At 69.2% G+C, this 23457-nt stretch carries 26 protein-coding genes, 2 tRNA genes and 1 pseudogene; 13 read left to right on the plus strand and 16 right to left on the minus strand.

All coding sequences use genetic code 11. The features are described from left to right. Positions 1–18: 18 nt before the first annotated feature. Entirely contained in the window at positions 19–795 is a 777-nt protein-coding gene (gene thiD / locus HYU53_16400; protein MBI2222774.1) for a bifunctional hydroxymethylpyrimidine kinase/phosphomethylpyrimidine kinase, read from the minus strand. A gap of 101 nt (positions 796–896) precedes the next feature. Between thiD and HYU53_16405 the strand changes: the two genes are divergently transcribed. Beyond that, positions 897–1502: a biotin transporter BioY gene (locus HYU53_16405; GenBank protein ID MBI2222775.1), complete on the plus strand. Its 606-nt coding sequence runs from the start codon at positions 897–899 to the stop codon at positions 1500–1502. Positions 1503–1507: 5 nt separating this feature from the next. Here HYU53_16405 and HYU53_16410 read toward each other — a convergent pair whose 3' ends face one another. Genes HYU53_16410 through HYU53_16425 form a run of 4 tightly spaced genes read right to left on the minus strand, consistent with a single transcriptional unit; the run spans position 1508 to position 6360 of the window. Next, positions 1508–3415, minus strand: coding sequence for an alkaline phosphatase family protein (locus HYU53_16410; protein MBI2222776.1), 1908 nt, complete (start codon positions 3413–3415; stop codon positions 1508–1510). Beyond that, positions 3412–4284 carry a polyprenyl synthetase family protein gene (locus tag HYU53_16415; protein ID MBI2222777.1) on the minus strand — a complete coding sequence of 291 codons (873 nt, stop codon included), beginning with the start codon at positions 4282–4284 and terminating at the stop codon, positions 3412–3414. The genes HYU53_16410 and HYU53_16415 overlap by 4 nt, the downstream gene beginning before the upstream one ends. Further along, positions 4281–4778, minus strand: coding sequence for a class I SAM-dependent methyltransferase (locus HYU53_16420; GenBank protein ID MBI2222778.1), 498 nt, complete (start codon positions 4776–4778; stop codon positions 4281–4283). The genes HYU53_16415 and HYU53_16420 overlap by 4 nt, the downstream gene beginning before the upstream one ends. Further along, positions 4738–6360 carry an aspartate ammonia-lyase gene (locus HYU53_16425; GenBank protein MBI2222779.1) on the minus strand — a complete coding sequence of 541 codons (1623 nt, stop codon included), beginning with the start codon at positions 6358–6360 and terminating at the stop codon, positions 4738–4740. Before HYU53_16425 ends, HYU53_16420 begins: the two co-directional genes overlap by 41 nt. A 35-nt stretch (positions 6361–6395) precedes the next feature. Between HYU53_16425 and HYU53_16430 the strand changes: the two genes are divergently transcribed. Then, positions 6396–7928, plus strand: coding sequence for a fumarate hydratase (locus HYU53_16430; protein MBI2222780.1), 1533 nt, complete (start codon positions 6396–6398; stop codon positions 7926–7928). Positions 7929–7957: 29 nt separating this feature from the next. Here the strand turns inward: HYU53_16430 and HYU53_16435 are convergent, their stop codons facing one another. Both HYU53_16435 and HYU53_16440 read right to left on the minus strand, forming a co-directional pair. Beyond that, positions 7958–9556, minus strand: a complete 1599-nt coding sequence (locus HYU53_16435) for a glucose-6-phosphate isomerase (protein ID MBI2222781.1) — start codon at positions 9554–9556, stop codon at positions 7958–7960. A gap of 15 nt (positions 9557–9571) precedes the next feature. Further along, positions 9572–11020, minus strand: a complete 1449-nt coding sequence (locus tag HYU53_16440; protein ID MBI2222782.1) for an aldehyde dehydrogenase family protein — start codon at positions 11018–11020, stop codon at positions 9572–9574. A gap of 121 nt (positions 11021–11141) precedes the next feature. Between HYU53_16440 and erpA the strand changes: the two genes are divergently transcribed. The 4 genes from erpA to HYU53_16460 are packed head-to-tail and all read left to right on the plus strand — an operon-like array spanning position 11142 to position 14019. Beyond that, the gene (gene erpA / locus HYU53_16445) at positions 11142–11471 is read left to right on the plus strand and encodes an iron-sulfur cluster insertion protein ErpA (protein ID MBI2222783.1); all 330 of its coding nucleotides are present in this window, start codon (positions 11142–11144) and stop codon (positions 11469–11471) included. Positions 11472–11513: 42 nt separating this feature from the next. Continuing rightward, positions 11514–12488 carry a transcriptional repressor gene (locus HYU53_16450; GenBank protein MBI2222784.1) on the plus strand — a complete coding sequence of 325 codons (975 nt, stop codon included), beginning with the start codon at positions 11514–11516 and terminating at the stop codon, positions 12486–12488. Next, positions 12485–13306, plus strand: a complete 822-nt coding sequence (locus HYU53_16455) for a PHP domain-containing protein (GenBank protein MBI2222785.1) — start codon at positions 12485–12487, stop codon at positions 13304–13306. Before HYU53_16450 ends, HYU53_16455 begins: the two co-directional genes overlap by 4 nt. Beyond that, the gene (locus HYU53_16460) at positions 13303–14019 is read left to right on the plus strand and encodes a hypothetical protein (protein MBI2222786.1); all 717 of its coding nucleotides are present in this window, start codon (positions 13303–13305) and stop codon (positions 14017–14019) included. Before HYU53_16455 ends, HYU53_16460 begins: the two co-directional genes overlap by 4 nt. 20 nt (positions 14020–14039) lie before the next feature. On the opposite strand, the gene HYU53_16465 is transcribed toward HYU53_16460, so the two are convergent. Then, positions 14040–14588: a superoxide dismutase family protein gene (locus HYU53_16465; protein MBI2222787.1), complete on the minus strand. Its 549-nt coding sequence runs from the start codon at positions 14586–14588 to the stop codon at positions 14040–14042. A 2-nt stretch (positions 14589–14590) separates the two neighbouring features. Here HYU53_16465 and HYU53_16470 point away from each other — a divergent pair. Then, positions 14591–15271 (plus strand): annotated as a pseudogene (locus tag HYU53_16470) (HAD family hydrolase). A gap of 23 nt (positions 15272–15294) precedes the next feature. Here HYU53_16470 and HYU53_16475 read toward each other — a convergent pair. The 4 genes from HYU53_16475 to HYU53_16490 all read right to left on the minus strand — a co-directional run bounded on the left by HYU53_16475 (position 15295) and on the right by HYU53_16490 (position 16679). Then, positions 15295–15392 (minus strand) — tRNA-Sec (locus tag HYU53_16475). 105 nt (positions 15393–15497) lie between these two features. Continuing rightward, positions 15498–16130: a YdcF family protein gene (locus HYU53_16480; GenBank protein ID MBI2222788.1), complete on the minus strand. Its 633-nt coding sequence runs from the start codon at positions 16128–16130 to the stop codon at positions 15498–15500. A 70-nt stretch (positions 16131–16200) separates the two neighbouring features. After that, entirely contained in the window at positions 16201–16407 is a 207-nt protein-coding gene (locus HYU53_16485; GenBank protein MBI2222789.1) for a cold shock domain-containing protein, read from the minus strand. Positions 16408–16487: 80 nt separating this feature from the next. After that, positions 16488–16679, minus strand: a complete 192-nt coding sequence (locus tag HYU53_16490) for a hypothetical protein (GenBank protein MBI2222790.1) — start codon at positions 16677–16679, stop codon at positions 16488–16490. A 16-nt stretch (positions 16680–16695) separates the two neighbouring features. On the opposite strand from HYU53_16490, the gene HYU53_16495 reads away from it, so the two are divergent. The 3 genes from HYU53_16495 (at position 16696) to HYU53_16505 (ending at position 19470) form a co-directional block, all read left to right on the plus strand. Then, positions 16696–17310 carry a nucleotidyltransferase family protein gene (locus HYU53_16495; GenBank protein ID MBI2222791.1) on the plus strand — a complete coding sequence of 205 codons (615 nt, stop codon included), beginning with the start codon at positions 16696–16698 and terminating at the stop codon, positions 17308–17310. Between the two features lie 92 nt (positions 17311–17402). Further along, positions 17403–18773: a Trk family potassium uptake protein gene (locus HYU53_16500; GenBank protein MBI2222792.1), complete on the plus strand. Its 1371-nt coding sequence runs from the start codon at positions 17403–17405 to the stop codon at positions 18771–18773. 10 nt (positions 18774–18783) lie between these two features. Next, positions 18784–19470, plus strand: a complete 687-nt coding sequence (locus tag HYU53_16505) for a TrkA family potassium uptake protein (protein ID MBI2222793.1) — start codon at positions 18784–18786, stop codon at positions 19468–19470. A gap of 1 nt (position 19471) precedes the next feature. On the opposite strand, the gene HYU53_16510 is transcribed toward HYU53_16505, so the two are convergent. From HYU53_16510 to HYU53_16525, 4 genes are all read right to left on the minus strand, one after another. Next, positions 19472–20044: a phosphatase PAP2 family protein gene (locus HYU53_16510; protein ID MBI2222794.1), complete on the minus strand. Its 573-nt coding sequence runs from the start codon at positions 20042–20044 to the stop codon at positions 19472–19474. A gap of 470 nt (positions 20045–20514) precedes the next feature. After that, positions 20515–20847 carry a hypothetical protein gene (locus HYU53_16515; protein MBI2222795.1) on the minus strand — a complete coding sequence of 111 codons (333 nt, stop codon included), beginning with the start codon at positions 20845–20847 and terminating at the stop codon, positions 20515–20517. Then, entirely contained in the window at positions 20847–21050 is a 204-nt protein-coding gene (locus tag HYU53_16520) for an XRE family transcriptional regulator (protein ID MBI2222796.1), read from the minus strand. The genes HYU53_16515 and HYU53_16520 overlap by 1 nt, the downstream gene beginning before the upstream one ends. Before the next feature lie 43 nt (positions 21051–21093). Beyond that, positions 21094–21169, minus strand: a tRNA-Ala gene (locus HYU53_16525). Between the two features lie 283 nt (positions 21170–21452). On the opposite strand from HYU53_16525, the gene HYU53_16530 reads away from it, so the two are divergent. From HYU53_16530 to HYU53_16540, 3 genes are all read left to right on the plus strand, one after another. Continuing rightward, a complete protein-coding gene (locus HYU53_16530; GenBank protein MBI2222797.1) occupies positions 21453–22208 on the plus strand; it encodes a hypothetical protein in 756 nt (251 codons plus the stop codon). Beyond that, complete coding sequence (locus HYU53_16535) at positions 22208–23137, plus strand: hypothetical protein (GenBank protein MBI2222798.1); 930 nt, start codon at positions 22208–22210, stop codon at positions 23135–23137. Before HYU53_16530 ends, HYU53_16535 begins: the two co-directional genes overlap by 1 nt. Before the next feature lie 84 nt (positions 23138–23221). Continuing rightward, positions 23222–23440, plus strand: a complete 219-nt coding sequence (locus HYU53_16540; GenBank protein MBI2222799.1) for a hypothetical protein — start codon at positions 23222–23224, stop codon at positions 23438–23440. The last annotated feature ends 17 nt before the right edge of the window (positions 23441–23457 follow it).

The following is a 23457-nucleotide window of genomic DNA, read 5'->3' on the forward strand; positions in this document are numbered from 1 at the left end:
CGGGACCCGATCACCATTTTACCGGAAGTGCGCGAGCGGCCCGTGGCCGCTCCCGATCTGCGGTGCGTGGCGGATCGCCTCCAACACGTAGTCTTTCGCGCGCTGGGCGGCCTCCCGCAGGGAGTGGCCGAGCGCCAGGTTGGCGGTGATCGCGGACGCGAACGTGCACCCCGTGCCGTGCGTGCTGGTGGTGGAGATGCGCGGCGACTGCAGTTCGACGAGATCGCGGCCGTCGACCAGGATGTCCACGGCATACGGGCCTTCGATGTGCCCCCCCTTGACGATCACCGCGCCCGGGCCGAGCGCCTTCAGCCGGCGCGCGGCGGCGCGGGCCTGCGCGAGCGTGCGGACCTCGTCGCCGAGCAGCACGGCGGCCTCGGCCGCGTTCGGCGTGATCACCATCGCGCGCGGCAGCAGCTCCGCCTTCATCGCTTCGATCGCTTCGTCGTCCAGGAGGTGCGCGCCGCCTTTCGCGATCATGACGGGATCGACGACGACGCGCGGCAGGTCGAGGTCGGCGATGGCCGCGGCGACCGCCTCGACAATCGCCGCCGTGGCCAGCATGCCGGTCTTGACCGCGTCGGTGCCGATGTCGCTCGCGACCGCTTCGATCTGCGCCACGACGATGTCGGCCGGCACGGTATGGATGGCGGTGACGCCCATCGTGTTCTGGGCCGTCACCGCGGTGATGGCGCACGTCCCGTAGACGCCGTGCGCGGCGAACGTCTTCAGGTCCGCCTGGATGCCCGCGCCTCCACCCGAGTCACTGCCGGCGATTGTCAACGCTCTCTGCATTTCTCATCCTCACGGGGTGGCTTGCGGTCGCAGACGCCTTGCGGCGTTTCCGGGTGGCGTCGCTCGCGGCGTATCGCTGATTTACGGTACAATTCTCCGTTATGACTGTGAGGACCGGCGATTCCACCTTTCTGACGCTGGCGGCGCCCCGCGGCTTCGATCGAAGACTCGTCCGCGCGGGGGCCGTCGTGGCCATGACGTTGCTGACGATAGCGGCCGCGCAAGTGAGCCTGCCGCTGCCGTTCACGCCGGTGCCATTCACGTTCCAGCCGATGCTCGTGCTGCTCGGCGGCGCTGCGCTTGGCGCGCGCCTCGGCGCGACCAGCCAGATCCTGTACCTGGCGCTCGGCGTCGCGGGCCTTCCGGTGTTTGCCGCCTCACCCATTCTGCCCCAGGGGGCGCTTCGGTTGCTCGGCCCGACCGGCGGGTACCTGATGGCCTATCCGATTGCCGCCTTCATCACCGGATACCTCGCCGAGCGCGGGTTCGATCGACGCTATTGGACCTCGTTTGCGGCGATGGCGGCCGGGCTCGCGGTCGTGTTCCTGTTCGGCGTGATCTGGCTGGCGACCTTCGCGTCTCCGGCGGGCGGCTTTGCAGGCGCACTGCGCGCGGGATTCTGGCCGTTTGTCGGCGCCGACTTGATCAAGCTCGCGATTGCGGCGGGCATCCTGCCGACCTTCTGGCGCTTCGCGCCGCGCCCCTGAACCGCCTATCGGATATACCCGAGGCTCCTGAGCCGCTCGAGCATTTCCTTGTCGAGCGGGTCGGCCTGGGCGGCGCGCGCGTCGGCCGCGTAGCGCCCGTACGTCTCGACGTGCCGCAGCGGATAGCGGCGCACGAACGCGGGATCGAGCGCCTGGATCATCGGCTCGCCCGTCAGCTCGCGACTCACCGGCAGGCCAAGCAGGTAGAGCACCGTCGGCGCGATGTCGGCCAGCGATGCCCGCCTGGCATCGTGCCGCACGCCCGATCGCACCGGGCCTCCCGAGATCGCGGTTGCACACCGCGCCCTGCCGCCGACACGTCCCGGGTGCGTCACCACCAGGACCACCGTCTCCGGCGGCAGATCCTCCAACAGCGTTTCCCGTATGAGTCGATCGAGATAGGCGTGGTAGCGGGGCAGCGCGGCCAGCCGCTCCGCCAGCACCGACGGCGGCAGGGCGGGAGCGTTGCGGCCCTGCAGCATCTCGTGCTGGGCGATGTCGAGCCCCGGCAGGTACACCGAAAGCAAATCCGGCGAGCCCAGGGCGGGCTCGCGCGCGAGCAGCGCCTGCTCCGCATCCAGCACGGCCGATCGAATGAGAATCCTCGCGGAGGCCCGATCCGTGACGTCGCGACCGAGGGCTTCCGCGAGTTGCCGTGCCCGTTCGCGAATGTCGGGCCAGCGCCGGCGCAACACCGGGTACAGTGACGCTGGCGACAGCTCGGCGCTTGGCTGACCGCCCGCCTCCAGCCGCAACGTGGCGCGATCGGACAGGACCACCGCCTTCGTATGTGTCGCCGGCCACGTGGCCCACCAGTTCACGACCGCGGCGTTCAGGCCCTTGTCGGCGGCAACCTCCCACATCATCCGGTGACGGCGCTCGAGACCGCCCACGGGCGCCGGCCTGGTGAGCCGCACGAGGTCCGTGGCACCGCTCAGCGCCTGCACGAGCGGCGAGCCCGCGGCGATCGTTCCCTGCAGGCCGAGAACGCGCCACGATTGGAAGCCGCTCACGCCGTGCTGCCCCGAGGGGACGCCCGTCCCGATGCTCGTCCAGGTGCTGGCGGGGTCTGAATGGTCCTGGTCGAAATCGTCGCACGCCGAGAGTCGGTCGAGGATGGGTGTCGGCGGTGCGGTCGCGGAGCCCGCCCACTTTTCGTAGAGCGCCGGATCGAACCCGTCGATCCCGATCACGACGACCCGGACGCCCGTGGGCACCACCGCGAATTCCGGCAGCGGGGGTGCCGCGGCCGCAGACGCCGACAGCGCGAGCATGCCCGACGCCCCCACGAAGGCCACGCCGGCGACCGCGATGCTGGCCCGCCACGACATCGCCGGGGCGGGCAGCGCGACCTGCTCGCGCGCGACCAGCGCCAGCGCCGCGATGGTGATCGCGTGCCCGAGGAGGACACTGATGCCGACCGCCGCGGCAAGCGCCGCCAGCGTTCGCACCGGCGCAGCCCACGCGGCGCCCAGCGAGGCCGCGTTCCACCATAGCGTGAGGTACACGAGACACGCGATGCCGACGAGCGCACCGGCGGCGATCGCGCCGCGACGCGCGGCTCCGGCCGACGCGCCACGGGCGGCGAGACGGACTGCAATCGCTGCGGCGAGGGACATCAGCGCCGCGCCCGCGCCGAAGATCAGCGCGAGGTAGGCGGCAACCACGACCGCGTCGCGCGCGCCGGCGATGAGTCCGGGGAGACGGGAGAAGACGCCCAGGGCAGCGGCCGGGCCAAGGAGCAGCGCCGCGAGCAGCCCGATCCGCAGGCTGACGCGCCATGCGAGTCCCATCGGGCCGCGCTCGCGCGCGGAGGGGGCGAGCACGAAGCGATCCACGCCGGCGTTCAGGTACCCGAGCGCACGCAGCCGCTCCCGCAGTTCGGCGACCTCGATCGGCTGGCGCTCGCTCACATCCGCCGCCCTGCCACGAACGCGGACAGCTGCCGGAGCCGGTCGGCACGCTTGCCGAACTTCTCGACCGCGGCGTCCGCCGTGGCGCACAGTTCGGCCGCCAGCTGTCGTGCCCCTTCAGGACCGCTGAAGGAAACGAAGGTGGTCTTCTTCGCGTCGAGGCGCAGCGCCTTGCCGGTCTCAGCGGGATCCCCCTCGACGTCCAGGAGGTCGTCCACGATCTGAAACGCGAGCCCGAGGTTCTTCGCGTAGGCGGCAATCGCCGCCACCTGCTCCGGCGCCCCGCCAGCGGTGAGCGCGCCGGCCGTTGCGGCGGCGCTGAAGAGCGCGCCGGTCTTGCGGCGGTGGATCCGCTCGAGCGTCTCGAACGAGACCTGCTGCTCGGTGGCGAGCAGGTCTTCGGCCTGGCCGCCGATGAGGCCGTCCGAACCGACCGCGTCGGCGAGCAGCCGCGCCAGGCTGCGGCCGGTTTCGCCCGGATACGCCGCCGCGAGGGTGCCGTACGCGAGGTTGAGGAGCGCGAAGGCGGCGAGGATCGCGATCGCCTCGCCGTACACCAGATGGTTGCTCTTCCTGCCACGCCGCAGCGGCGCGTTGTCCATCGCCGGGAGGTCATCGAGGATGAGCGACGCGGCGTGCACCAGTTCGACCGCCGCCGCCACCGGCACCGCGCCATCCGCCGTGCCGCAGAGTTCCGCGGCGAGCAGCGCGAGCACCGCGCGCACGCGCTTGGACTCGGCCAGCGCCGTATAGCGCATCGCCTCCCGCACGACCGCCGGCCCGTGGCCGGCCGAGGCGAGGATCGTCTCAATCTCACGCGAGACGCGCGACTGGTGCTCCGCGAAAAACGGGGGAAGAGCGGTGCTCACGACCCGGGACCGAAGACCAGCATGTACTGATAACGAAGGAACGTTTCGCGGCGCAGCAGCACGAGGCCGGCCCGGGCAGTCGCGTCGAGCACGTGTCGTTCGTCGACGCGCTCCTCCAGCGCGGGACCGGGGCCGAGCCCGTCGGCCTTGAACTCGATGATGCCGACGCGCCCGCGCGGCTTGAGCGACCTCGCGAGGTTCCTGAGCAGCGTGACCGGATCCTCCATCTCGCTGAAGGTCTCGACGATCAGCACCGCGTCGAGGGCGGCCGGGGGAAGCCGCGGGTCGGTCGCCGTGCCGTGCACGAGCGTCACGTTCTTGAGCCCTTCGCGCTCGACGCGACGCTGGATCGACTCGATCATCTGCGGCTGGATGTCCTCGGCGTACACACGGCCGTTGGGGCCGACGCGCCGCGCGAGCCGGATCGTGAACCAGCCGCCGCCCGCGCCGAGGTCAGCGACCGCCGCGCCGTCGGCGATCCCGAGCGCGTCCATGATCTGCTCGGGCTTCTGCCACGCGTCGCGATCCGGCCCCTCGAGCAGGCCGAGATCCTCGGGAGGAAACAGCCGGCCGTGCCTGGTCCGCTGCTGCGCGCTGGCGCCGCCCCCCGCGAGCGCCGCGACGAGCAGCGCCGCCGCCGCTGCCTGGAGTCCTGTTCTCACGTTTGGCGTCCGTCTTCTCCTCGCCGGGAACCCCCGGCGTCGTCATGGCCTCGGGCGCGAGGATGCGCGCCAGCTTGCGAGCGTCGACGAGCCCGCGCTCGCGCGCGAGGTCGGCGACGCTGCGGCCGGTCTTGACCGCCTCTTTCGCAATGTCCGCCGTGGCGGCGTACCCCATATAAGGGCTGAGCGCCGTCGCCACGGCCGTGCTGCGATCGAGCAGCTCGCGCGCCCGCTCGGCATCGGCGCGGATGCCGGTCACGCACCGCTCGCGCAGCGCGTCCATCGCGTTGCCGAGGATCGTCGTGGCGTGGATGGCGTTCCAGGCAATCACGGGCATCATGACGTTGAGCTCGAGCTGTCCCGCTTCGCATGCGCCCGCGATCGTCTCGTCGCAGCCGCGCACCTGGTAGCAGACCTGGTTCACCATTTCCGCGATGGACGGATTCACTTTCCCCGGCATGATCGACGACCCGGGCTGCACCGGCGGCAGCTGGATTTCGGCGATGCCGGCGCGGGGCCCCATGCTGAGCAGCCGCAGATCCGAGGCCACCTTGGAGAGCTCCACGGCGAGCCGCCGCACCGCTCCGGAATACGCCAGGACGTCGCCCATGCTCTGCGTCACGCGGAAGCGATTTTCCGCCGGGCGCACGGCGATGCCGGTGTGCGCGCGCAGCCGGCGGATCGCGAGCTCGGTGTAGTCGGTGCCCGCGTTGATGCCGGTGCCCACGGCGGTGGAGCCGAGGTTCAGCTCGCGCAGTCCGTCAATCGACGGCTCCAGCGCGTCGCACGCCACGGCGATGCACGCGGCGTAGCCGCCGAACTCCTGCCCGAGCGTGATCGGCACCGCGTCCTGCAGGTGCGTGCGCCCGGTCTTGAGCACGCGCCGGAACTCGCGCGACTTCCCGTCGAGCGACTGCGCAAGCGCGCGCCCGGCCCTGAGCAGGTTGGGAACGATCAGCAGCAGCGCCAGGCGCGTGGCGGTGGGGAACACGTCATTGGTGGACTGTCCCATGTTGACGTGGTCGTTCGGATGCACGAGGGACACGTCGCCACGCGCGCCGCCGAGCAGCTCCGCCGCACGGTTGGCGATCACCTCGTTCGCGTTCATGTTGTGCGAGGTGCCGGCGCCCGCCTGGTACACATCCACGACGAAGTGCTCGCGCAGCCCGCCCGCGAGTATCTCGTCGGCCGCCTGCACGATGGCCCGGCCGACCCGGCGGGACAGCCGGCCAAGCCGCACGTTCGCCTCGGCCGCCGCCTTCTTCACGAGGACCGTCGCGGTGACCAGCGGTTCGGGCGCCCGCAGGCCGCTGATCGGGAAGTTCTCGATCGCGCGCTGCGTTTGCGCCCCGTAATAGGCGCGCTCCGGGACGTTGACCTCGCCGAGCGTGTCGCGTTCGATGCGGAAAGTCATGGCAGAGGCGGGAAACACCTAATTATACTGGCCGTATGCCTCCCGCCTTTTTAGACAGCCTCATTCAGCTCATCACCAGGACGTCGACCGACCTGCCTCCCGACGTGCGCGCGGCGATGCGGCGCGCGGCGGCGGCCGAACCCGACGGCACGCGCTCGGCACAGGCGCTCGCCGTGATTGCCCAGAATATCGACCAGGCCGAGTCCTGCGAGGGTCCAATCTGCCAGGACACCGGCATGCCGACGTTCAAGATCAAGACGCCGGTCGGCGCGAACCACATCTGGATGCGCGAGCAGGTTCGCACGGCCATCGCCGAAGCCACCCGGCGCGGCAAGCTCCGATCGAACTCCGTCAACTCGATCACCGGCGAGAACACCGGCGACAACCTCGGGCCGGGGACGCCCATCATCCACGTCGAGCAGTGGGAGAAGGACGAGATCGAGGTGAAGCTGCTGCTGAAGGGGGGCGGCTGCGAGAACACCAACGTGCAGTACGCCCTGCCGATGGAGCTGCCGCACCTCGGGCGCGCCGACCGCTCGCTCGAAGGGGTGCGCAAGTGCATCCTGCACGCCGTGTGGCAGGCGCAGGGGAAGGGCTGCAGCCCGGGGGCGATCGGCGTCTGCATCGGCGGCGACCGGACCTCCGGCTACATGCACGCGAAGGAGCAGTTGTTCCGCACGCTGGACGATGTGAATCCGGAGCCGGCGCTGGCGGCGCTCGAGCAGACGGTCATGGCGACCGTCAATTCCCTTGGGGTCGGCACGATGGGGTTCGGCGGCGGCGTCTCCCTCATCGGCTGCAAGATCGGCGCGGTCAACCGGCTGCCGGCCAGTTTCTTCGTCTCCGTCGCGTACGACTGCTGGGCGTTCCGCCGCCTGGGCGTACGGCTGGACGCGAAGACGGGCGCCATCAAGGAGTGGATGTACCGCGAGCCGCGGGGGCAGAAGTCCGAACCGATGCTGCCGGCCGCGCGGCAGGATGGCGGCTTCCCGCGCACGGGCCAGGAAATCACCCTCACCGCGCCGATTACCGAGGAGCAGATCCGCACGCTCCGCGTGGGCGACGTCGTGCTGGTGAACGGCCGGATGTACACCGGGCGCGACGCCGTGCACGCGCACCTCGCGAAGAACGTGCCGCCGGTCGACCTGAGCGGCCAGGTGATCTACCACTGCGGTCCCGTGATGCTGAAGCAGGGAGACCGATGGACGGTGGCCGCGGCAGGCCCCACGACCAGCATTCGCGAAGAGCCCTACCAGGGGGACATCATCACGCGGTACGGCGTCCGCGCCGTCATCGGCAAGGGGGGCATGGGCGCGAAGACGCTGGCGGCGATGAAAGACGCGGGCGCGGTGTACCTCAATGCGATCGGCGGCGCGGCGCAGTTCTACGCGCGCTGCATCGAACGGGTGGATGGCGTCTCGCTGACCGAATTCGGCACCCCCGAAGCCATGTGGCACTTCGAGGTGCGTGAGTTCCCGGCGATCGTGACGATGGACGCGCACGGCAACTCGCTGCACAAGGAGGTCGAGGACAGCTCCGCGAGGAAACTGGAGTTGCTTCGCGCGTAGGTCTCGGGTTCTGGGTGCTGGGTTCCGGGTCACAGTGCCGTCCTGAAGATCCGTCGCAGCGCGTGCCCGCGTTCGTTCATCGCGCCGAGGTGAACGCGCACGACCTTCCGGCTGTGTGCCTGCAGCGCCTGCAGGTCGCCGATGGCCTGCGCCCGCTTCAGCACGCTGAACGTGTACGGCGCGTCCGGCACCGGAGTCGCCGTCTCATCCTCACCGGTCACCACGAGGAACGTTCCGGTGTCGGGCCCCCCTTTGTGATACTGGCCGGTCGAGTGCAGGTAGCGCGGCCCGACGCCGAGCGTCGTGGCGGCCTGCGTCCGATCGCCAACCGCGGCGCGGAACTCCGCGATCGCCTCCAGCGTGTCGGACTCCACCGGCAGGTACGACAGGATCCCGAGATACCGCGGCGGCGCGAGCTGGCGCACGAGCGCGGCGAGCGCGCGCGCGCTGTCGGCTTCAGCCGGCGGCGCGTCCTGGAGGGCGCCTCCCTGCACGACCTGCGCGAGCAGCGCCTTCGTGCGGTCCTTCGCCTCCTGCACGTTCGGCTCGTCGAACGGATTGATCTCCAGCGCGGCGCCCGCGACCGCCGTGGCGAACTCCCACCGAAAGAATTCCGCGCCGAGCGCATCGGACCGCATGGTGAGCCGCAGCAGCGGGTGCCCCGCCCCCTCGATCGCATCGACATCAGCGTCGACCCGGTCGCGCTCCGTCTCGAGCGAGACGAACGCGCGGTCCGGGCCGTACGCGGTTGCGGCCCGCGGATCTTCGTCCACGATCGGCAGCACGCCGGTGCCGTGCTTGCCCGTGCTTTCGGCGACGAGCTGCTCGATCCACAGGCCAAGCGTGCGCAGCGAGGGAGGCAGCAGGACCGTCAGCTTGTCGCGGCCGTGACTGCACTCGTGTGCCATGAATGCGCCGAGCGCCAGGCCCGGATTGAGCGGCCCGGTTTCGTGGCAGCCGGCCGCCATCTCCGCGGCCGCGCGCAGCAGGTGCCTGGGATCCATGCCGATGAGCGCGGCGGGCACGAGGCCGAACAGCGTCAGCGCGGAAAAGCGTCCCCCCACATCTGGAGGATTCAGGAAGGTGTCACGGTAGCCGCGCTCCCTGGCGAGCGCTTCCAGCACCGTTCCGGGATCGGTGATCGCGACGAAGTGGCGACCGGCCCGCTCGCCGAGCGCGGCGCGCATCCGCGACCAGAAATAGCGCTCCAGCGACGCGACTTCCACCGTGCCGCCGCTCTTGCTCGCGACCAGGAACCACGTGCGCGACGGATCCATGCGCCCGGCGACCGCCGTCAGCGCGCGTTCATCGGTCGTATCGAGGATGTGGAGCGCGGGCGCACCGTCTCTTTCCGCCGCGTGCCCGGCCTGGGACGTGCGCATCACCTCGGCGCAGAGGCTGCTGCCGCCCATGCCGATCAGATGCACGTCGCGGACGCCTTCCCGCCGCGCCATCTCTGCCAGCGCGCTCACGCGATTGGCGTGCTCAGCCATCGTCTCCGGCGCGTCCAGCCAGCCCAGGCGGTTCCCAATCGCTCTGGCCGCCGTCTCGGACTCGCGCCCCTGGGGCATCCAGACGGCGGTATCCCGCCGCCAGATTCGAGGGACGATGGTCTCCAGATCCCGCACGAACGCTCCCTTCGATCAGCCCAGCTGCTGGTTGATCACCAGCAACTTCAGTTCCGTCATCTCCTCGATGGTGTAGCGCGGGCCCTCCCGGCCGAGCCCGGAGTCCTTCACGCCGCCGTACGGCATGTGGTCGATGCGCCAGGTGGGCACGTCGTTCACGAGGACGCCACCGACCTCGAGCGCGTCGAACGCCCACAGCGCGTGCAGCAGGTCGCGCGTGAAGACGCCCGCCTGCAGGCCATAGTTCGACTGGTTGACCGCGGCGACGGCTTTCTGGAAATCGGCGAACTTGAACAGGGCGACGAGCGGCGCGAAGACTTCCTGCGTGCAGACCTTCGCCGTCAGCGGCACGTCGGACAGCACCGTCGGCGCGTACATCGACGCGCCGAGTCGTTTCGCGCCCGTGAGCACCCGCGCCTTGCCCCTGATCGCCTCCCGGACCCAGGTCTCGATCCGATCGACCTCCTTTTCCTCGATCATCGGCCCGATGTCGGTGGCCGGATCGAGCGGATCGCCCACCGTCAGCGACTCGACTTTCGCGACGAGCCTTGCGGCGAAGTCGTCGTACACCCGCTCGTGCACGAACACGCGCTGCACGGCGATGCAGCTCTGTCCGGCGAAGGCAAAGCCGCCGACGGCGACCCGCTGCACCGCGAAATCCAGGTCGGCGCTCTCGTCGACGATGACGCCGGCGTTGCCGCCGAGTTCCAGGATGACTTTCTTCTTGCCCGATCGCTTCTTCATGCTCCAGCCCACCGCGGAGGATCCGGTGAAGGTCAGAAGCTTGTAACGGTCGTCGGTCACGAGCTTGTCGCCGACTTCGCGCCCCATCGGCAGCACCGAGAGCGCCCCCTGCGGCAGCCCCGCCTGCTGCACCGCCTCGCCGAGCATGACCGCGCTCAGCGGCGTGCGCGTTGCGGGCTTGAGCACGATGGGGTTGCCCGCGGCGATCGCGGGCGCAATCTTGTGCGACGTCAGGTTGAGCGGAAAGTTGAACGGCGAGATGGCCGCGACCGGCCCGATCGGGAAGCGGCGTGTCAGCGCGACGCGTCCCTGGCCGTGCGGCGCGAGGTCGAGCGGGATGACCTCGCCGCCGATGCGGCGCGCTTCCTCCGCGGCGACGTGGAACGTCATCGACGCGCGATCGACCTCGGCGAGCGCATCCCGGATCGGCTTGCCCGCTTCGCCCGCGAGCACCCGGCCGAACTGCTCGCGGCGCTCGGTGAGCGTCGCGGACACGCGCATGAGAATCGCCGCCCGCTCGAACGCCGGCAGCTGGCGCATCGCCGGCGCGGCGGCCACCGCCGCCTTCGTCGCCTGCTCGAACTCCGCTTCGCCGGCGAGCCACGTCCGGCCGACCGGCGCGCCGTTAAACGGGCTCTTCACCTCGAGGGTTGCACGGGTCCGCCCGGCCATGCCGGCGAGCCAGAACGGGAACTGCGCAGTGGTCGGTGCTTTCGCCATACGGGCAGTATCCCCGGCCCTGCGGTTTCCGCACAAGGGGAGCTAAGTCTCTGGCCCATCGGCGCTTAGCGACCGGCGGCCGCTTCCTTGCTATACTGGTAGCCAAGGGGAGTTCATCAGGATGATTACCGTTACCACGACTGCCGCATCGAAGATCAACGAGCTGTTGACTGAAGAGAACAAGAACGCCGCGGCGCTGCGGGTCTTCGTCCAGGGGGGGGGCTGCTCGGGGTTTCAGTACGGGCTCATGATCGACGAAGGCGAGGGTGAGGCGACCACCGACACCGTCGTCGAGTCGAACGGCGTGAAGCTCGTGGTGGATCCCATCAGCGCGCGATACCTGCGTGGCGCGGAAGTCGACTTCGTCGACAACCTCACCGGCGGCGGTTTCACGATCAAGAACCCGAACGCGAAATCCACCTGCGGCTGCGGCAGCTCGTTTAACGTGTAGCGCTGGTGCCGGCCGTCCGGCCGGCTGCGCCGGCGTAGCGCCATGGATACAGCCACCGCCTACATTGAGCGTCTGCGCCCGGCCGGCGGCAAGCGGTCAGGGAAGCGCGACCTGATCGTGAATGTTTTCCTGCGGCAGGAAGGGCACCTCAGTGCGGACGATCTGGTGGACCTCATCCGGCGAGAGGACCACAAGATCAGCCGCGCGACGGTGTACCGCACGCTGCAGTGGATGGTGGACGCGGGCATCGCGCGCAAGGTCGATTTCGGCGAGGGGCGCTTCCGCTTCGAGCACTCCTACCGGCACCCGCGGCACTTCCATCTGATCTGCAAGAGCTGCAACCAGTCGTCGGAGTTTCTCAGCTCCGACATCGAGGCGCTGCTCGAGGAGGTGGCCGCCGCCCGTAATTTCTCCGCGCGCCAGAGCGTGCTGCAGATTTACGGTACGTGCGAGTCGTGCCGCACCGGCCGCCGGCAGGAGGCGCCGCAGGGGGCGCCGACCGAGCTGCTGTTCGCCCGCGATGCGCTGCGCATTGCCATCGCCACCGAGCGATCCGGGCTCGAGTTCTATACCCGCGCCGCCCGGATGACGAAGGACGCGCGCGGCCGGCGCGTGTTCGAGAAGCTCGCCGAGGAAGAGAAACACCACCTGGCCACGCTCGAGGCGCGCTACCGCCAGCTGCTCGCGCAGGACCCGCAGCTCGACTCGCGGCCGACGTTCCTCTTCTTCAAGGGAGCGGCCAACGGCCTGTTCGCGGCCGGCACCGACCAGCTCGCGCGCGGCGGCGTGAACGATCGCCAGGCGCTCATGATCGGCATCCGCTGCGAGCGGGGATCGCACAAGTTCTTCAAGCGGTACGGCGAGCGGTTCGAGGACTCGGAAGGCAAGCAGATCTTTCTCGAGTTCGCAGACGAGGAGCGGCAGCATCTCGATCTGCTCATCCGCGAATACCGCGCGCTGGTCGCGCGCGCCAGCAAGCGGAAGGCGCGACGCCGCACGCCGCGCGCCACCGCGTGATCGATCTCCATCTTCACACCAACGTCTCGGACGGGCAGGACACGCCCGCCGAGCTCGTCGAGCGCTGCCGCGCCAGGGGCATCCGCGTCCTCTCGGTCACCGATCACGACACCACCGCGGGATGGGACGCGACCGCCGCCGCGTCGGCCGCCGCCGGCCTGACGTTGGTCCGCGGCGTCGAGGTCACCGCGGTATTGGACGGTCGCGACGTGCACGTGCTGGGGTACTTTCCCCCGATCCGGGTGCCGATCCTCGACGAGTTCCTTGCCGAGCAGCGGCAGCACCGGATTCGGCGGGTGCACGCGATCGCGGACCGCCTGGCCGCGCTGGGCAAGCCGATTGACGTGAACGCCGTGCTCTGCTCGGGAGCCCGGCACGCCGGCCGGTCCATCGGCCGCCCGCGCATCGCAGACGCCATGATTGCCGCGGGCCACGTCGCGTCGCGCGACCAGGCGTTCGCGCAGTATCTCGGCACCGGCTGCCTCGCGTTCGTGCCGCGCACCGGTGCGTCGCCCGAGGAGGTCGTCGAGCTGATTTCGTCGTCGGGCGGACTCGCGTCGCTCGCGCACCCCGGCCTGCTCGACAGGGACGACCGCCTGCCGTCGCTCATCGTCGCCGGGATGCCCGCGATCGAGGTGTTTCATTCCGACCACGACGCGGAGATGCGAGCCCGCTACCAGCGGCTGGCGCGCGCCAGCGGCCTGCTGATGACGGGCGGATCGGATTATCACGGCGAAACGGCGGCGCACGGTGAGCTGGGCGGCGTGACCCTGCCCGAAGAGCACTACCACGCTCTGCGGGAACGGCTGTTTGCATGACGCCGGCCGACGACGTGGTGGTCGCGCTCGCGGGCGTCACCAGGGACTACCGCGGACTGCGCCCGCTGCGGATCGCCATGCTGGAGATTCGGAAGGGAGAGCGCGTCGCGCTCGGCGGCGTTGATGCGATTGCCGCCGAGGCGCTGGTGAATCTCGTCACCGGTGCCGTGCTGCCCGACGAGGGTGCGGTCACGGTGATGGGAACCTCAACCGCCGCGATCGCGGATGGCGACGCCTGGCTCGTCTCGTTGGACCGCTTTGGGATCGTCAGCGAGCGCGCGGTGATGCTGGACGGGTCGACGTTCCTGCAGAACCTGGCGCTGCCGCTGTCGCTCGAGATCGACGCGATTCCCGCCGACGTCACGCGCCGCGTGAAGGCGCTCGCGGCGGAGGCAGGGCTGGCGCACGAGCGGCTCGCCACGCGGGCGGGCGACGGGACGCCGGACGAGCGGCTGCGCGCGCAGGTGGCGCGCGCGCTCGCGCTCGATCCGGACATCCTGCTCCTCGAGCACCCGTCCGCGTCCCTGCCGCGCGGGCAGGCGGGCCGATTCGCCCGCGATCTCGGCGACCTGATCGCGCGTCGCGGCATCACCGCGCTGGCAATCACCGGCGATGCCGATTTCGCGGAACCGTTCGCGACGCGCTGGCTGACCGTCAAGCCGGCGACGGGCGAGGTCGTGCCGGCGAAGTCGAGATGGCGGCTGTTCGGGTAAGGAGAGTGGGCACCGCGAAATCAACTCTTCGTGATCACCCCGCAGGCCACGCGCGGCCCGCCGCTCACGCCGGACTTCGGTTCGCCCGTGATGCCCTGGTCGGGATTGCCATGGATGATGATCGCCGAGCCGTCCGCGTCGAACAGGCTCACCGGGCCGTCACTGAGCGTCGCGCGCGAGGTCATGGCGCGCAGTGTTCCTTTGCCGTCCTGGCCCACGGTGAGATTCGGGATGTCTCCCATGTGGAACGGATGGTTCGCGTCGGGATCCGGGTTGCCGGCTGGGCCCGGATCGAAGTGTCCGCCGGCCGCGGCGAAATCCGGCTCGCATTTGCCGACGGCATGCAGGTGGACGCCGTGGCGGCCGGGCTTCAACCCTTCGGCGGTCAGCTCGATCATCACGACCGTGCCTTCGCCCATGCGGCGCTCGGTGAACGTGGCCTGGCCGCTGATGCCTTCCCCCTTGATGGTCGCGGTGGCCCGCGCGGTGACTTCGCCGGGCTGCGCGAGTGCGACGGCGGACGCGAGACCGCACGCGGCCGCGATGGCCGCGATGTGACGGATGTGCATTGATGCCTCCTCTGGAGTCGATTCTATCGCGCCTGGTGCTCTTCGACGTGGACGGCACGCTCGTGCTCACCGGCGGCGCAGGAGGCCGCGGCATGACGCTCGCACTCCGGGACGTGCTGGGCGTCGAGGACGGATTCGCCGGCATCCCGATGCCGGGCCGTACCGATCCGCTGATCCTCGCTGACGCGCTCGAGCGACTGGGACACGCCGGCGACGAGGCGATGCGAGAGTCGTTCTACGACCGCTACCTCGAGCACCTGGGGCGCGAGATCCACACTCCCGCCGCGGGAAAGTTCAAGGGGGTCCTGCCCGGCGTGCGTGAAGTGCTCGACGCGCTGGCGTCCAGGCAGGACGTGATGCTCGCGCTGCTGACCGGGAATTTTCGCGAGGCCGCGCGGGTGAAGCTCGAGCATTTTGATCTCTGGCGCTATTTCCGTTGTGGCGCGTTCGGCGACGACGCGACGGAGCGGAACGATCTGGTGCCGGTCGCCGTCGCCCGGGCGGCGGCGTGCGGGCTGCCTGCGCTGCCCGCCGATCGCGTGGTGGTCGTCGGCGACACGCCGCTCGACGTGGCCTGCGCGCGCGCGGCAGGCGCGCACGCGATCGCCGTCGCGACCGGAGGGGTTGACGCCGCAACGCTCCGCGCCGCCGGCGCGGACGCGGTGTTCGAGGATCTCAGCGATACAGACGCGGTGGTGAGAGCGATTGGCGGAAGCGCCTCGGAGTCGAACCGAGCCTTCCCGCGAAACGCGGGGAGCGACCGATTTTGAAGACCGGGAGGGCCACCGGGCCCCATTCGCTTCCTTTTTTCCTCTTTTTCCTCGCGGGCGGCCTCTTGCAAGGACCTTGCTGATTCGCGTGGCGACTTTTTACATTTTACCTTTTACCTTTCACGTCGTGGTGGGGTCCCTATGCTCCGAGCCCCAGCAGGTACGCGATCATCTTCGGCAGCTCGCCCAGCATCGCGCGCATGGTCCGGCGCTTCCTCCAGTATCTCGCCGGATCATCATCGTCATAGCGTGACGCGCGCACGATGACGCGCACGTTGGTCCCCGCCAGCTCGCGTCGCACCGCGAACCCTGCCCGGCGCGTGTGCAGCTTCGCCGTGACAACGATGACGCGTCTCCAGCCCCTGGCGGTCGCCTCGCGTCGAAGCAGCGCGCCTTCCGCCGCGGTGTTGTCCGCAAAGCCGAGCACCCGCACCGACGCGGCGGCGTGACCGAGCTGGAGGAGCGCCGCGCGCGCGACCTCTCCCTCGCTCGGGATGCGCACCCCCCGTTCCACCAGCGCGCGCTCCACCGATTCGCGATAGCCGGCGCTCAGGACGATCACCGGTGACCAGCCTTCCCGGACAAGTTCGTGCGCCTCGAGCCAGCGGATCACCCGATCTCCGGCGAGCACCATGATGGCGTCCGCCTTCTCCAGCGGATCCTCGCGATAGAGGGCGCGCCCCGCGAAGGGGAGCGCGGCAACGAGCAGGCAGACGACGGCGATCTGCGCGACGAAGAGGCGGCGAATGATGGGACTGAGGTAGTAGGGCACTAACGGACGAGGCGCGACCGACGGGGTCGCGCCTCGGAAAGAACTTCGGTGCGGGGGGCGACGTGGAGCGTCAGCCTTCGATCAGGCGCACATCTCCGGCGCGCGGCCCCTTCTGCGACTCCTCGATGCTGAACTCGACGCGCTGCCCTTCACGCAGCAACTCGAAGACGGCGCCACGGACGGCACTACGATGGAAAAAGTGCTCCACGCCGCTCTCGTCGCGGATGAACCCGAAACCCTTGTCAATCAACAATCTGGCAATCGTCCCGCTTGGCATACGACCGATCCTCCGACGGATGAGGCGCAGTGTAGGCGGCTTTCCGCGGCCAAGTCAAGGAAGTCAAGGGTGACGGGCCGCTAGCTGGCGCTGGTGGCGGCCCGTTCTGGCTTCGGCGGCGCAACCGGGGGTGCGGGATACGTGGTCCAGAAATGCCGCCCGCACACGGGGCACACCCAGAACTGATCGGTGCGCCAGGGGGCCCCGGGAGCCGGGTCGTGCATCACCATGTCGGTGCCGCAGCGCTGGCAGGGCAATCGGAAATCGCTCATAAGCTAGAGTCTACCTGTGATTACCGGGATTGTGCTCGCCGCGGGGAGCGGAACACGCATCGGCTGCCCGAAGGCCCTGCTCCGGACAGGGCGCGGAGACGAGTCGTTTCTCGAGCGCGCGTGCGCCGCGCTCCACGACTCGGGCGTGGACGCGGTGATGGCGGTGGTCGCCCCCAATCTGGCCGATGTGGCGGTCACCGCCATGACGCGCGTCCTCGTCAACGACGATCCCGGGCGGGGGCAGCTCTCGTCTCTGCAGGTCGCCCTGGCGGTGCTCGATCCGTCGACCGAGGCGATCGTGGCGCTGCCGGTCGATGTACCGCTGGTGCGACCTGACACCATACGCGCGCTGGTCGCCCGCTGGAGGGAATCGCGGCCAAAGGTCGTTCGTCCGGTGAGAACGCTGCGCGAGACGCAGCACGGGCATCCTGTCGTGTTCGACCGGGCCGTGTTCGACGATCTGGCGCACGCGCCGCTATCCGAAGGTGCGAAGCCTGTCGTGCACCGCCACGCCTCGCCATCAGGAGAGGTGACTGTCGACGAAGACGCGGGCGCGTTTACCGACATTGATACGGTCGAAGAGTATGTCGAGGTGTTCGGGCGGCTGCCAGAGGCGGTCTCGATTCGCTGAACCATCTCATGGCCTCCGCCCGCTGTTTTGATTGACATCGATCGTGGGCGGGCGTACGTTGTTGGTCGCCCACCGAGGCCCGCCGTTCACACGTGTCGTCGCCACCGGCCGCTGCGCCCGCCCGTCTCCATCGCCCGTTTTCGCCCGCCCAGGTGCTGGTGCTCAGCTTCGCTGCGCTCATCACCTCGGGCACCGCTCTTCTGCGCCTGCCTGTCTCGGCCACCCGCGAGCCGCTGACGGTGCTCGACGCCGTGTTCACGGCGACGTCGGCCGTGTGCGTGACCGGGCTCGTCGTCGTGGACACTGCCGGCGAGCTGTCGCTCTTCGGGCAGACGGTGGTGATGCTTCTCATTCAAATCGGCGGGCTCGGCTACATGGCGATCTCGACGGTCGTCGGCGTCGCGCTGGGCCGGCGATTGACGGTGCACGAGCGCCTGACGCTGCAAGAGGCGATGAACGTGCAGACGATGGAGGGGCTCGCGCGGTTCGTGCTGACGGTGCTCAAGCTTACCGTCGCGTTCGAACTTGCCGGTGCGATCGCGCTGGCCGCCCGGTGGACGCCCGAGTTCGGTTTTGCCCGGGCCGCCTACTACGGGCTGTTCCACTCGGTCTCGGCGTTCAACAACGCGGGATTCTCGCTGTTCCCAGACAGCTTGATGCGATTCCGCGGCGACTGGATCGTGAATCTCGTCGTGACGACGCTCGTGATCTCTGGAGGGCTCGGGTTCGTCGTCATCACGGAGATAGGCCGGGTCCGGCAGTATCGGCGCTTCTCGACACACACGCGGCTGGTCGTGACCATGACGGCGGCGTTGATCGTCATCACGACGGCCCTCATCTGGGTGATCGAACGCGATAATCCCCGCACGCTTCAGCCGCTGGGCTCCGGCGAGGCGATTCTTGCGGCGTACTTCCAGGCGGTCACGCCGCGGACCGCGGGCTTCAACACGATCGACATCGGTGCGATGATGCCGGCGAGCCTGTTTCTGGTCATCCTCCTGATGTTCATCGGCGCGGCGCCCGGGGGCACGGCCGGCGGGGTCAAGGTCAGCACCGTCAGCATCATGGCGGCCGTGATCTGGGGGATGATTCGCGGCAGGAGCGAGCCGACGCTGCTGCGGCGGCGGATCCCGCCGGCGCTCATCGCCCGCGCGTTCTCGATTTGCCTGATCGGCTTTCTCGCGCTCAACGTGGTGGCCGGGCTGTTGCTGGCCATCGAGTCACGCGAGCTGCTGCCGACGCTGTTCGAGGCCACGAGTGCGTTCGGGACGGTGGGCCTCTCCATGGGCGAGGCGGACGCACCGGTGAGCCTCGCAGGTCATTTCTCCGCCGTTGGAAAGATCCTGATCATGGGCATCATGTTCATGGGCCGGATAGGACCATTGACGCTCGCTGTGGCCATCGCTCGGAGCCGCCAGCCGGCGCGCGTCCGGCACCCCGAGGGCAAGTTCCTCATCGGGTGACTCGAGGAGGATGAAGTTGAAGCGGAAGCAGTTTGGAGTCATTGGCCTGGGGCGCTTCGGGTCCGCGATGGCCACGACGCTGACCGAACTTGGCCACGATGTCATCGGCGTCGACGCCGACGAATCGCGCGTGCAGCAGCTGGCGGACGTGATCACGCAGGCGCTGCAGATCGACGCCACGGATGAGAGGACGCTTCGGGCTGCGGGGGTTCGGGACGTCGACGTGGCCGTCGTGTCGATAGGCGAAAACATCGAGTCGAGCCTGCTCGTCGTGATGCAGCTTCGCGAGCTTGGCATCCGGACGATTGTCGCCAAGGCGGTGACGCCGCTGCACGGGCGCATCCTCGAGAAGCTCGGTGTCTCGCGGGTGATCTTCCCGGAACGCGAGATGGCGGTCCGCGTCGCCCACAGCCTCGTCATGCCGAACGTCCTCGACTACATCGAGCTTTCCAGGGATTTCAGCATCGTCGAGGTGCCGGCGCCCGATGCCTTCGTCGGGCGCACGCTGAAGCAGCTCGAGCTGCGCCCGCGGCTGGGGCTCACGCTCATTGCCATCAAGCGGCGGTCGCCCGACTCGCGCGTGATCGTCACGAACATCGCGCCTGCCGCCGACGAGGAGATACGCCCCGGCGACACGCTGGCGCTGCTTGGCAGCAACGAACGCCTGAACCAGCTCGATCAGCTGCTGGGGCGGTGAATCAATGCTTCGTGAAGGTGATCGCGGCTCCGCCGTGAGTGGGCGCCACGCCCACGTTGAATTGAGCCTTGCCGGGCCCGAGCGTCACTGTCCGGCCCGCCGCTACGCCAATCGCGGCGCCAAGCAGCACGTCGCTCAGATGATGCTTGTTGGCTGACATCCGGGACGCCGCGACGTAGGCGCCAAAGCCATACGCGGGAATACCGGCCTTCCAGCCGAAGTGCCGCTGGAGAACCGTCCCGGTCGCAAAGGCGCTCGCGGTGTGGCCTGATGGGAGCGAGTATCGGTCGCTGCCGTCGGGTCGCGCGCGACGCGACGCGAACTTGGCCGCGTGGACGATCCCCTGCGTGAGGATGTGCGCACGCGTCAGATCTGCGCCAAGCGCGGCGAAGTCGTCCGACCCGGCCAGCCTGGCGACGGAGTACAGCCCGAAGCTGGCGCCTGTCTGTATGAGGAAGCCGCCACCGATGTTGCCAGTTTCGAAGACGCTCGGGCGCAAATGCTGCTGCGATTCTTCGACGACCTCTCCATCCCACTGATGTGCCGCGAGCGCCCCGGCCCCGCCGATAGCCACGATCTCGAGCGCATCTCGCGAAAAGAACCGGGCAAAATCGTCGGGGATCTCTTTGAATGGCGCCCAGAAACCGGCGTCTGGCCGAGCGGGCCCGGTTGGGTCAAAGATGGCCGGCAGGGGAGGCGTGACGCCGCCGCTCGGGGGCGCCGATGGCGTCGACGGCCTTGTCGAAACAGTCGGCGGTGCGAGACGCGTTTGCGCCACGCTCACACGGGGAAACGTCAGACAGACGGCGACGCAACATGCCGCCACAGCATCGCGCATGGCCCTACCTGCTCCGCGCATCGGAGCCGAAATGGAAAATCGAGAAACCCCTCCCGCCGAGGTTGGACCTCGGCCACACTGCAGAATGTGTGCCAGCGCTGAGCCGCGGCCGCAGTGCCGGTTTTCGGGGAACTGGCTGGACTCGGGCCGCGATCTACCGGGTCGCCGTCACATCGCGTAGACATTGGTGTCCTCTCGGCCTGCGGTCAGCGGCTGCGCGCCAGTTCGAGGTCCTGATGCTCGAAGGCGGAGGCCATGCGATCGATCTCCTGACGGGCGATGCCTTGGCTTGCCGCCTCGGTCCGCCACGTTGACATGGCGCCGGCGACATCGGAGGCGATCTCCCGCGCCCTCGCGTCCGAAACTTCAAAGTACCCCGCCACCTCGAAGGCAAGCGCGAGCGATGCCGTCGTGTCGTCTTCGGTGATCGCCGTGATAAGGACTCTGGGGTTGATGTCAGCGGGCACGGGGTTCAGATCATAGGCCGGCGAGAGCCGCCAGCCTTTTTGTCCTTCGTAGACAAGAACTTCCTTGTCCATCACGCACCCGCCGTCGGCTTCGGTCTGCGGGGCGTGCGGATACGCTTGGGCAGGTGCTCCTCTTCAAGCTGCAGCTCGATGGGATCGTTCTTCGGATCTGCGATGTCGGCGAGGCGGTCGGCGAGTCCCAGGACGAACAGCACTGTCGCGCAAATCCCCACTGCCACGCCCGGCTCGCCCTTTTCGAGCCGGAGAAGGGTCATGCGGCTGATGGAGGCGCGCTCGGCTGCGATGACCGTGAAGATTTGGTGGACCTGACGGGAGTCGAACCCGTGACCTCCTGAATGCCATTCAGGCGCGCTCCCAACTGCGCTACAGGCCCACGTGCGGGTGCGTGAGAGAATCTCTCATTTTATCGAATCGGCACCTTTCCGGCAACCGCCGAACGCGCACGGTTCGACGCCGTTGGCGCCAGGTCGAGGTCGGGATCTCCGGTCTGAGCTAAGATTAATAACGCCGCTGTCCTGAACCGCCTTCCTGGGAAGCGGCGACTCGATTCCGCCACTCGGCCAGTCAGCCGGCCCACGCCACGCCACGGCACAGAACAGCGTCGTTCCCGTTGACCACACCCGAGGACCGGTGGGCGGAAGGAAGAAGGAGTCTCTATGCGAAGAATTGCTCTCATCATCCCCACATTGGTGGCCGTGCTCGTCGCTCCAGCAGCGCTGGGTGCGCAGACCAATCAACCGGTCCGCGCTGCGTCCGTTGACCGTCCGTGGTCGGTCGCCCTGGGCGCGGGTCTGACGTCGACCTCTCCTGGCAGCGGCGCGACGCTTGGCGGCGCGCTGGTGCTGGACTTGAGCGAGCGCGTGGCCGTGGAGGTCACGGGCAGCCGGCTGGCGGCCCGACGCGGCAGCGACGGCGTGACGCTCGGCGGAAGCGTGCTCCTGAACCTCCTGCGCGGCGAACCGAAGGCCATGCCGTTCGTCTCGCTCGGGGCGGCCGTGGTTCGCACGAGTTTCGACATGGACAGCGCGGAATTCCTGGGCCGCATGGCGGGCGCATTCGGGCCCGGCGCGACGATGGTCCCGTTCCAGGGGAGTCCTCACGGCGGCATGATGCAGGGGCCCTACGCGGGGCCAAACTACTGGACCGGCGCGTGGACGAACGGTCCGACCGTGGACCTGTCGAGCATGCCGATGTTCTACCAGCAGCGGCTCGGCCCGATGCAGATCGGCGCCGACGGTCGCTGGGGCATGCGCTCGTTCACCGACCCGGCCCTGAGCGTCGGCGGGGGCGTGCGGTTCGGCGTGTCGGAGCGGTTCTATGTCCGCCCGGACGTTCGCGCGCTGATCCTGATGGCGGACGGCGATCGCGACACGATCGGGATGTTCACGGTCGCCGCCGGGATGACGTTCTGATGCGATCGATCGCGTCCGCACTCGCGTTCGTCGTGCTGGGCGCCGCCGGACCGGCGGCCGCGCAGGAGGAAGCGCGGCCATTCGACGCCGGGCAGCAAGTCACCCTGCTGATCCCGGCCCCGCTGTTGACCGCGCGATCACCACTGTGGTTCGACTCCCGTTCGGTGCTGGTCGTCGAGATCGCCGGCGCGCCCGGCGCCCTCCGCATCGGCGACTCGGACGACTGGCGGAGCGCCGGCTGGCCGTCGATGCTACCACTCGAGGTGCGGCGCTCGCGCACGCGCGGCGGTATTACGCAGGTGGATCTGCGGAGCGAGCGTGAGATCGTGCGACTCGAATTCGCCGATGGCCTCGATGCCACGCGGGCCTTGCGCGAAGTGGTCGTGGAAGGACCGCCCTCCGGCCCGGCGGCGCGCGCCGCGCTCGATCATCTCTATGCGCTCCTCGCCGGCCGCTGGTTCGATCGCGAGACGCTGGCGCTGTCCCACGACACACGACTCGCGCTCGTGCGCCTCGCCCACGCGCGGGGGACCCGCGTGGCGTTTTCCGCCGCCGTCTACAGGGACCGGCGGTACCTCTCGCTGGATCTTGGAAGCGCCGCCCCCATCCTGACAGCGCTGCAGCCGAACGCTCCGGCACGGGCCGCCCCTCTCTTCAACGACGACCTGCTCGGCGCGGCCAGGGAGGTGTGGCGAGTTACCGGCGGAGTGCCGGGCTTCGAGGGGATTCGTCTGACCGTGCGCCTCCCGCACCGCCAATCAGCCGGTGCGGTCGCCACGCGCGACGGCGACTCCATCGCGTGGTACGCTCCACGCGACCTGGTCGGCCGGTTTGCCGCCGACGACATCACGGGTCAACAACTCGTGGACGGATCGGTGGTGCTGGTCAACGGGAACCGTGCGCAGATCCTGCTCGGCGCCGCCCGGTGAGAGGGTTTACGTCCGTGCGGCTTGGGGACCGCTCGGCAGCCGGGACCGTACAAGCAGTCAATCCGGAGCGTGACTCGATTGCCCGTGTTCAGCATCCTTTTCTGTCTGCAGATGGTCGCCGCCGAGTTCCTGTGGGCCTCCGACTTCATCCAGACGCTGGAATCGCCCTCCCGGTACGCCAGGGAAGTGATGGACGCGGCGGAACGGGACGGCATCCGGCCGGAACGCGTCGCGTCAGAGCATCTGCCAATCACGATGTGGAGCGAGGTGCTCAAGGCGCAGGCGTCGGTGATATCCAGGTGACGGACACCACCGACGGC

Source organism: Acidobacteriota bacterium, assembly GCA_016184105.1.
Taxonomy (GTDB): Bacteria; Acidobacteriota; Vicinamibacteria; order Vicinamibacterales; family 2-12-FULL-66-21; genus JACPDI01.

What these genes read in the sequence shown, in the direction of transcription:
- thiD (MBI2222774.1), bottom strand. Translation starts at nt 795, where the DNA reads ATGCAGAGAGCGTTGACAATCGCCGGCAGTGACTCGGGTGGAGGCGCG.
- HYU53_16450 (MBI2222784.1), top strand. Translation starts at nt 11,514, where the DNA reads ATGGATACAGCCACCGCCTACATTGAGCGTCTGCGCCCGGCCGGCGGC.
- HYU53_16490 (MBI2222790.1), bottom strand. Translation starts at nt 16,679, where the DNA reads ATGAGCGATTTCCGATTGCCCTGCCAGCGCTGCGGCACCGACATGGTG.
- HYU53_16520 (MBI2222796.1), bottom strand. Translation starts at nt 21,050, where the DNA reads ATGACCCTTCTCCGGCTCGAAAAGGGCGAGCCGGGCGTGGCAGTGGGG.
- HYU53_16465 (MBI2222787.1), bottom strand. Translation starts at nt 14,588, where the DNA reads ATGCACATCCGTCACATCGCGGCCATCGCGGCCGCGTGCGGTCTCGCG.
- HYU53_16515 (MBI2222795.1), bottom strand. Translation starts at nt 20,847, where the DNA reads ATGGACAAGGAAGTTCTTGTCTACGAAGGACAAAAAGGCTGGCGGCTC.
- HYU53_16530 (MBI2222797.1), top strand. Translation starts at nt 21,453, where the DNA reads ATGCGAAGAATTGCTCTCATCATCCCCACATTGGTGGCCGTGCTCGTC.
- HYU53_16425 (MBI2222779.1), bottom strand. Translation starts at nt 6,360, where the DNA reads ATGACTTTCCGCATCGAACGCGACACGCTCGGCGAGGTCAACGTCCCG.
- HYU53_16505 (MBI2222793.1), top strand. Translation starts at nt 18,784, where the DNA reads ATGAAGTTGAAGCGGAAGCAGTTTGGAGTCATTGGCCTGGGGCGCTTC.
- HYU53_16460 (MBI2222786.1), top strand. Translation starts at nt 13,303, where the DNA reads ATGACGCCGGCCGACGACGTGGTGGTCGCGCTCGCGGGCGTCACCAGG.
- HYU53_16485 (MBI2222789.1), bottom strand. Translation starts at nt 16,407, where the DNA reads ATGCCAAGCGGGACGATTGCCAGATTGTTGATTGACAAGGGTTTCGGG.
- HYU53_16405 (MBI2222775.1), top strand. Translation starts at nt 897, where the DNA reads ATGACTGTGAGGACCGGCGATTCCACCTTTCTGACGCTGGCGGCGCCC.
- HYU53_16430 (MBI2222780.1), top strand. Translation starts at nt 6,396, where the DNA reads ATGCCTCCCGCCTTTTTAGACAGCCTCATTCAGCTCATCACCAGGACG.
- HYU53_16420 (MBI2222778.1), bottom strand. Translation starts at nt 4,778, where the DNA reads ATGGACGCGCTCGGGATCGCCGACGGCGCGGCGGTCGCTGACCTCGGC.
- HYU53_16535 (MBI2222798.1), top strand. Translation starts at nt 22,208, where the DNA reads ATGCGATCGATCGCGTCCGCACTCGCGTTCGTCGTGCTGGGCGCCGCC.
- HYU53_16440 (MBI2222782.1), bottom strand. Translation starts at nt 11,020, where the DNA reads ATGGCGAAAGCACCGACCACTGCGCAGTTCCCGTTCTGGCTCGCCGGC.
- erpA (MBI2222783.1), top strand. Translation starts at nt 11,142, where the DNA reads ATGATTACCGTTACCACGACTGCCGCATCGAAGATCAACGAGCTGTTG.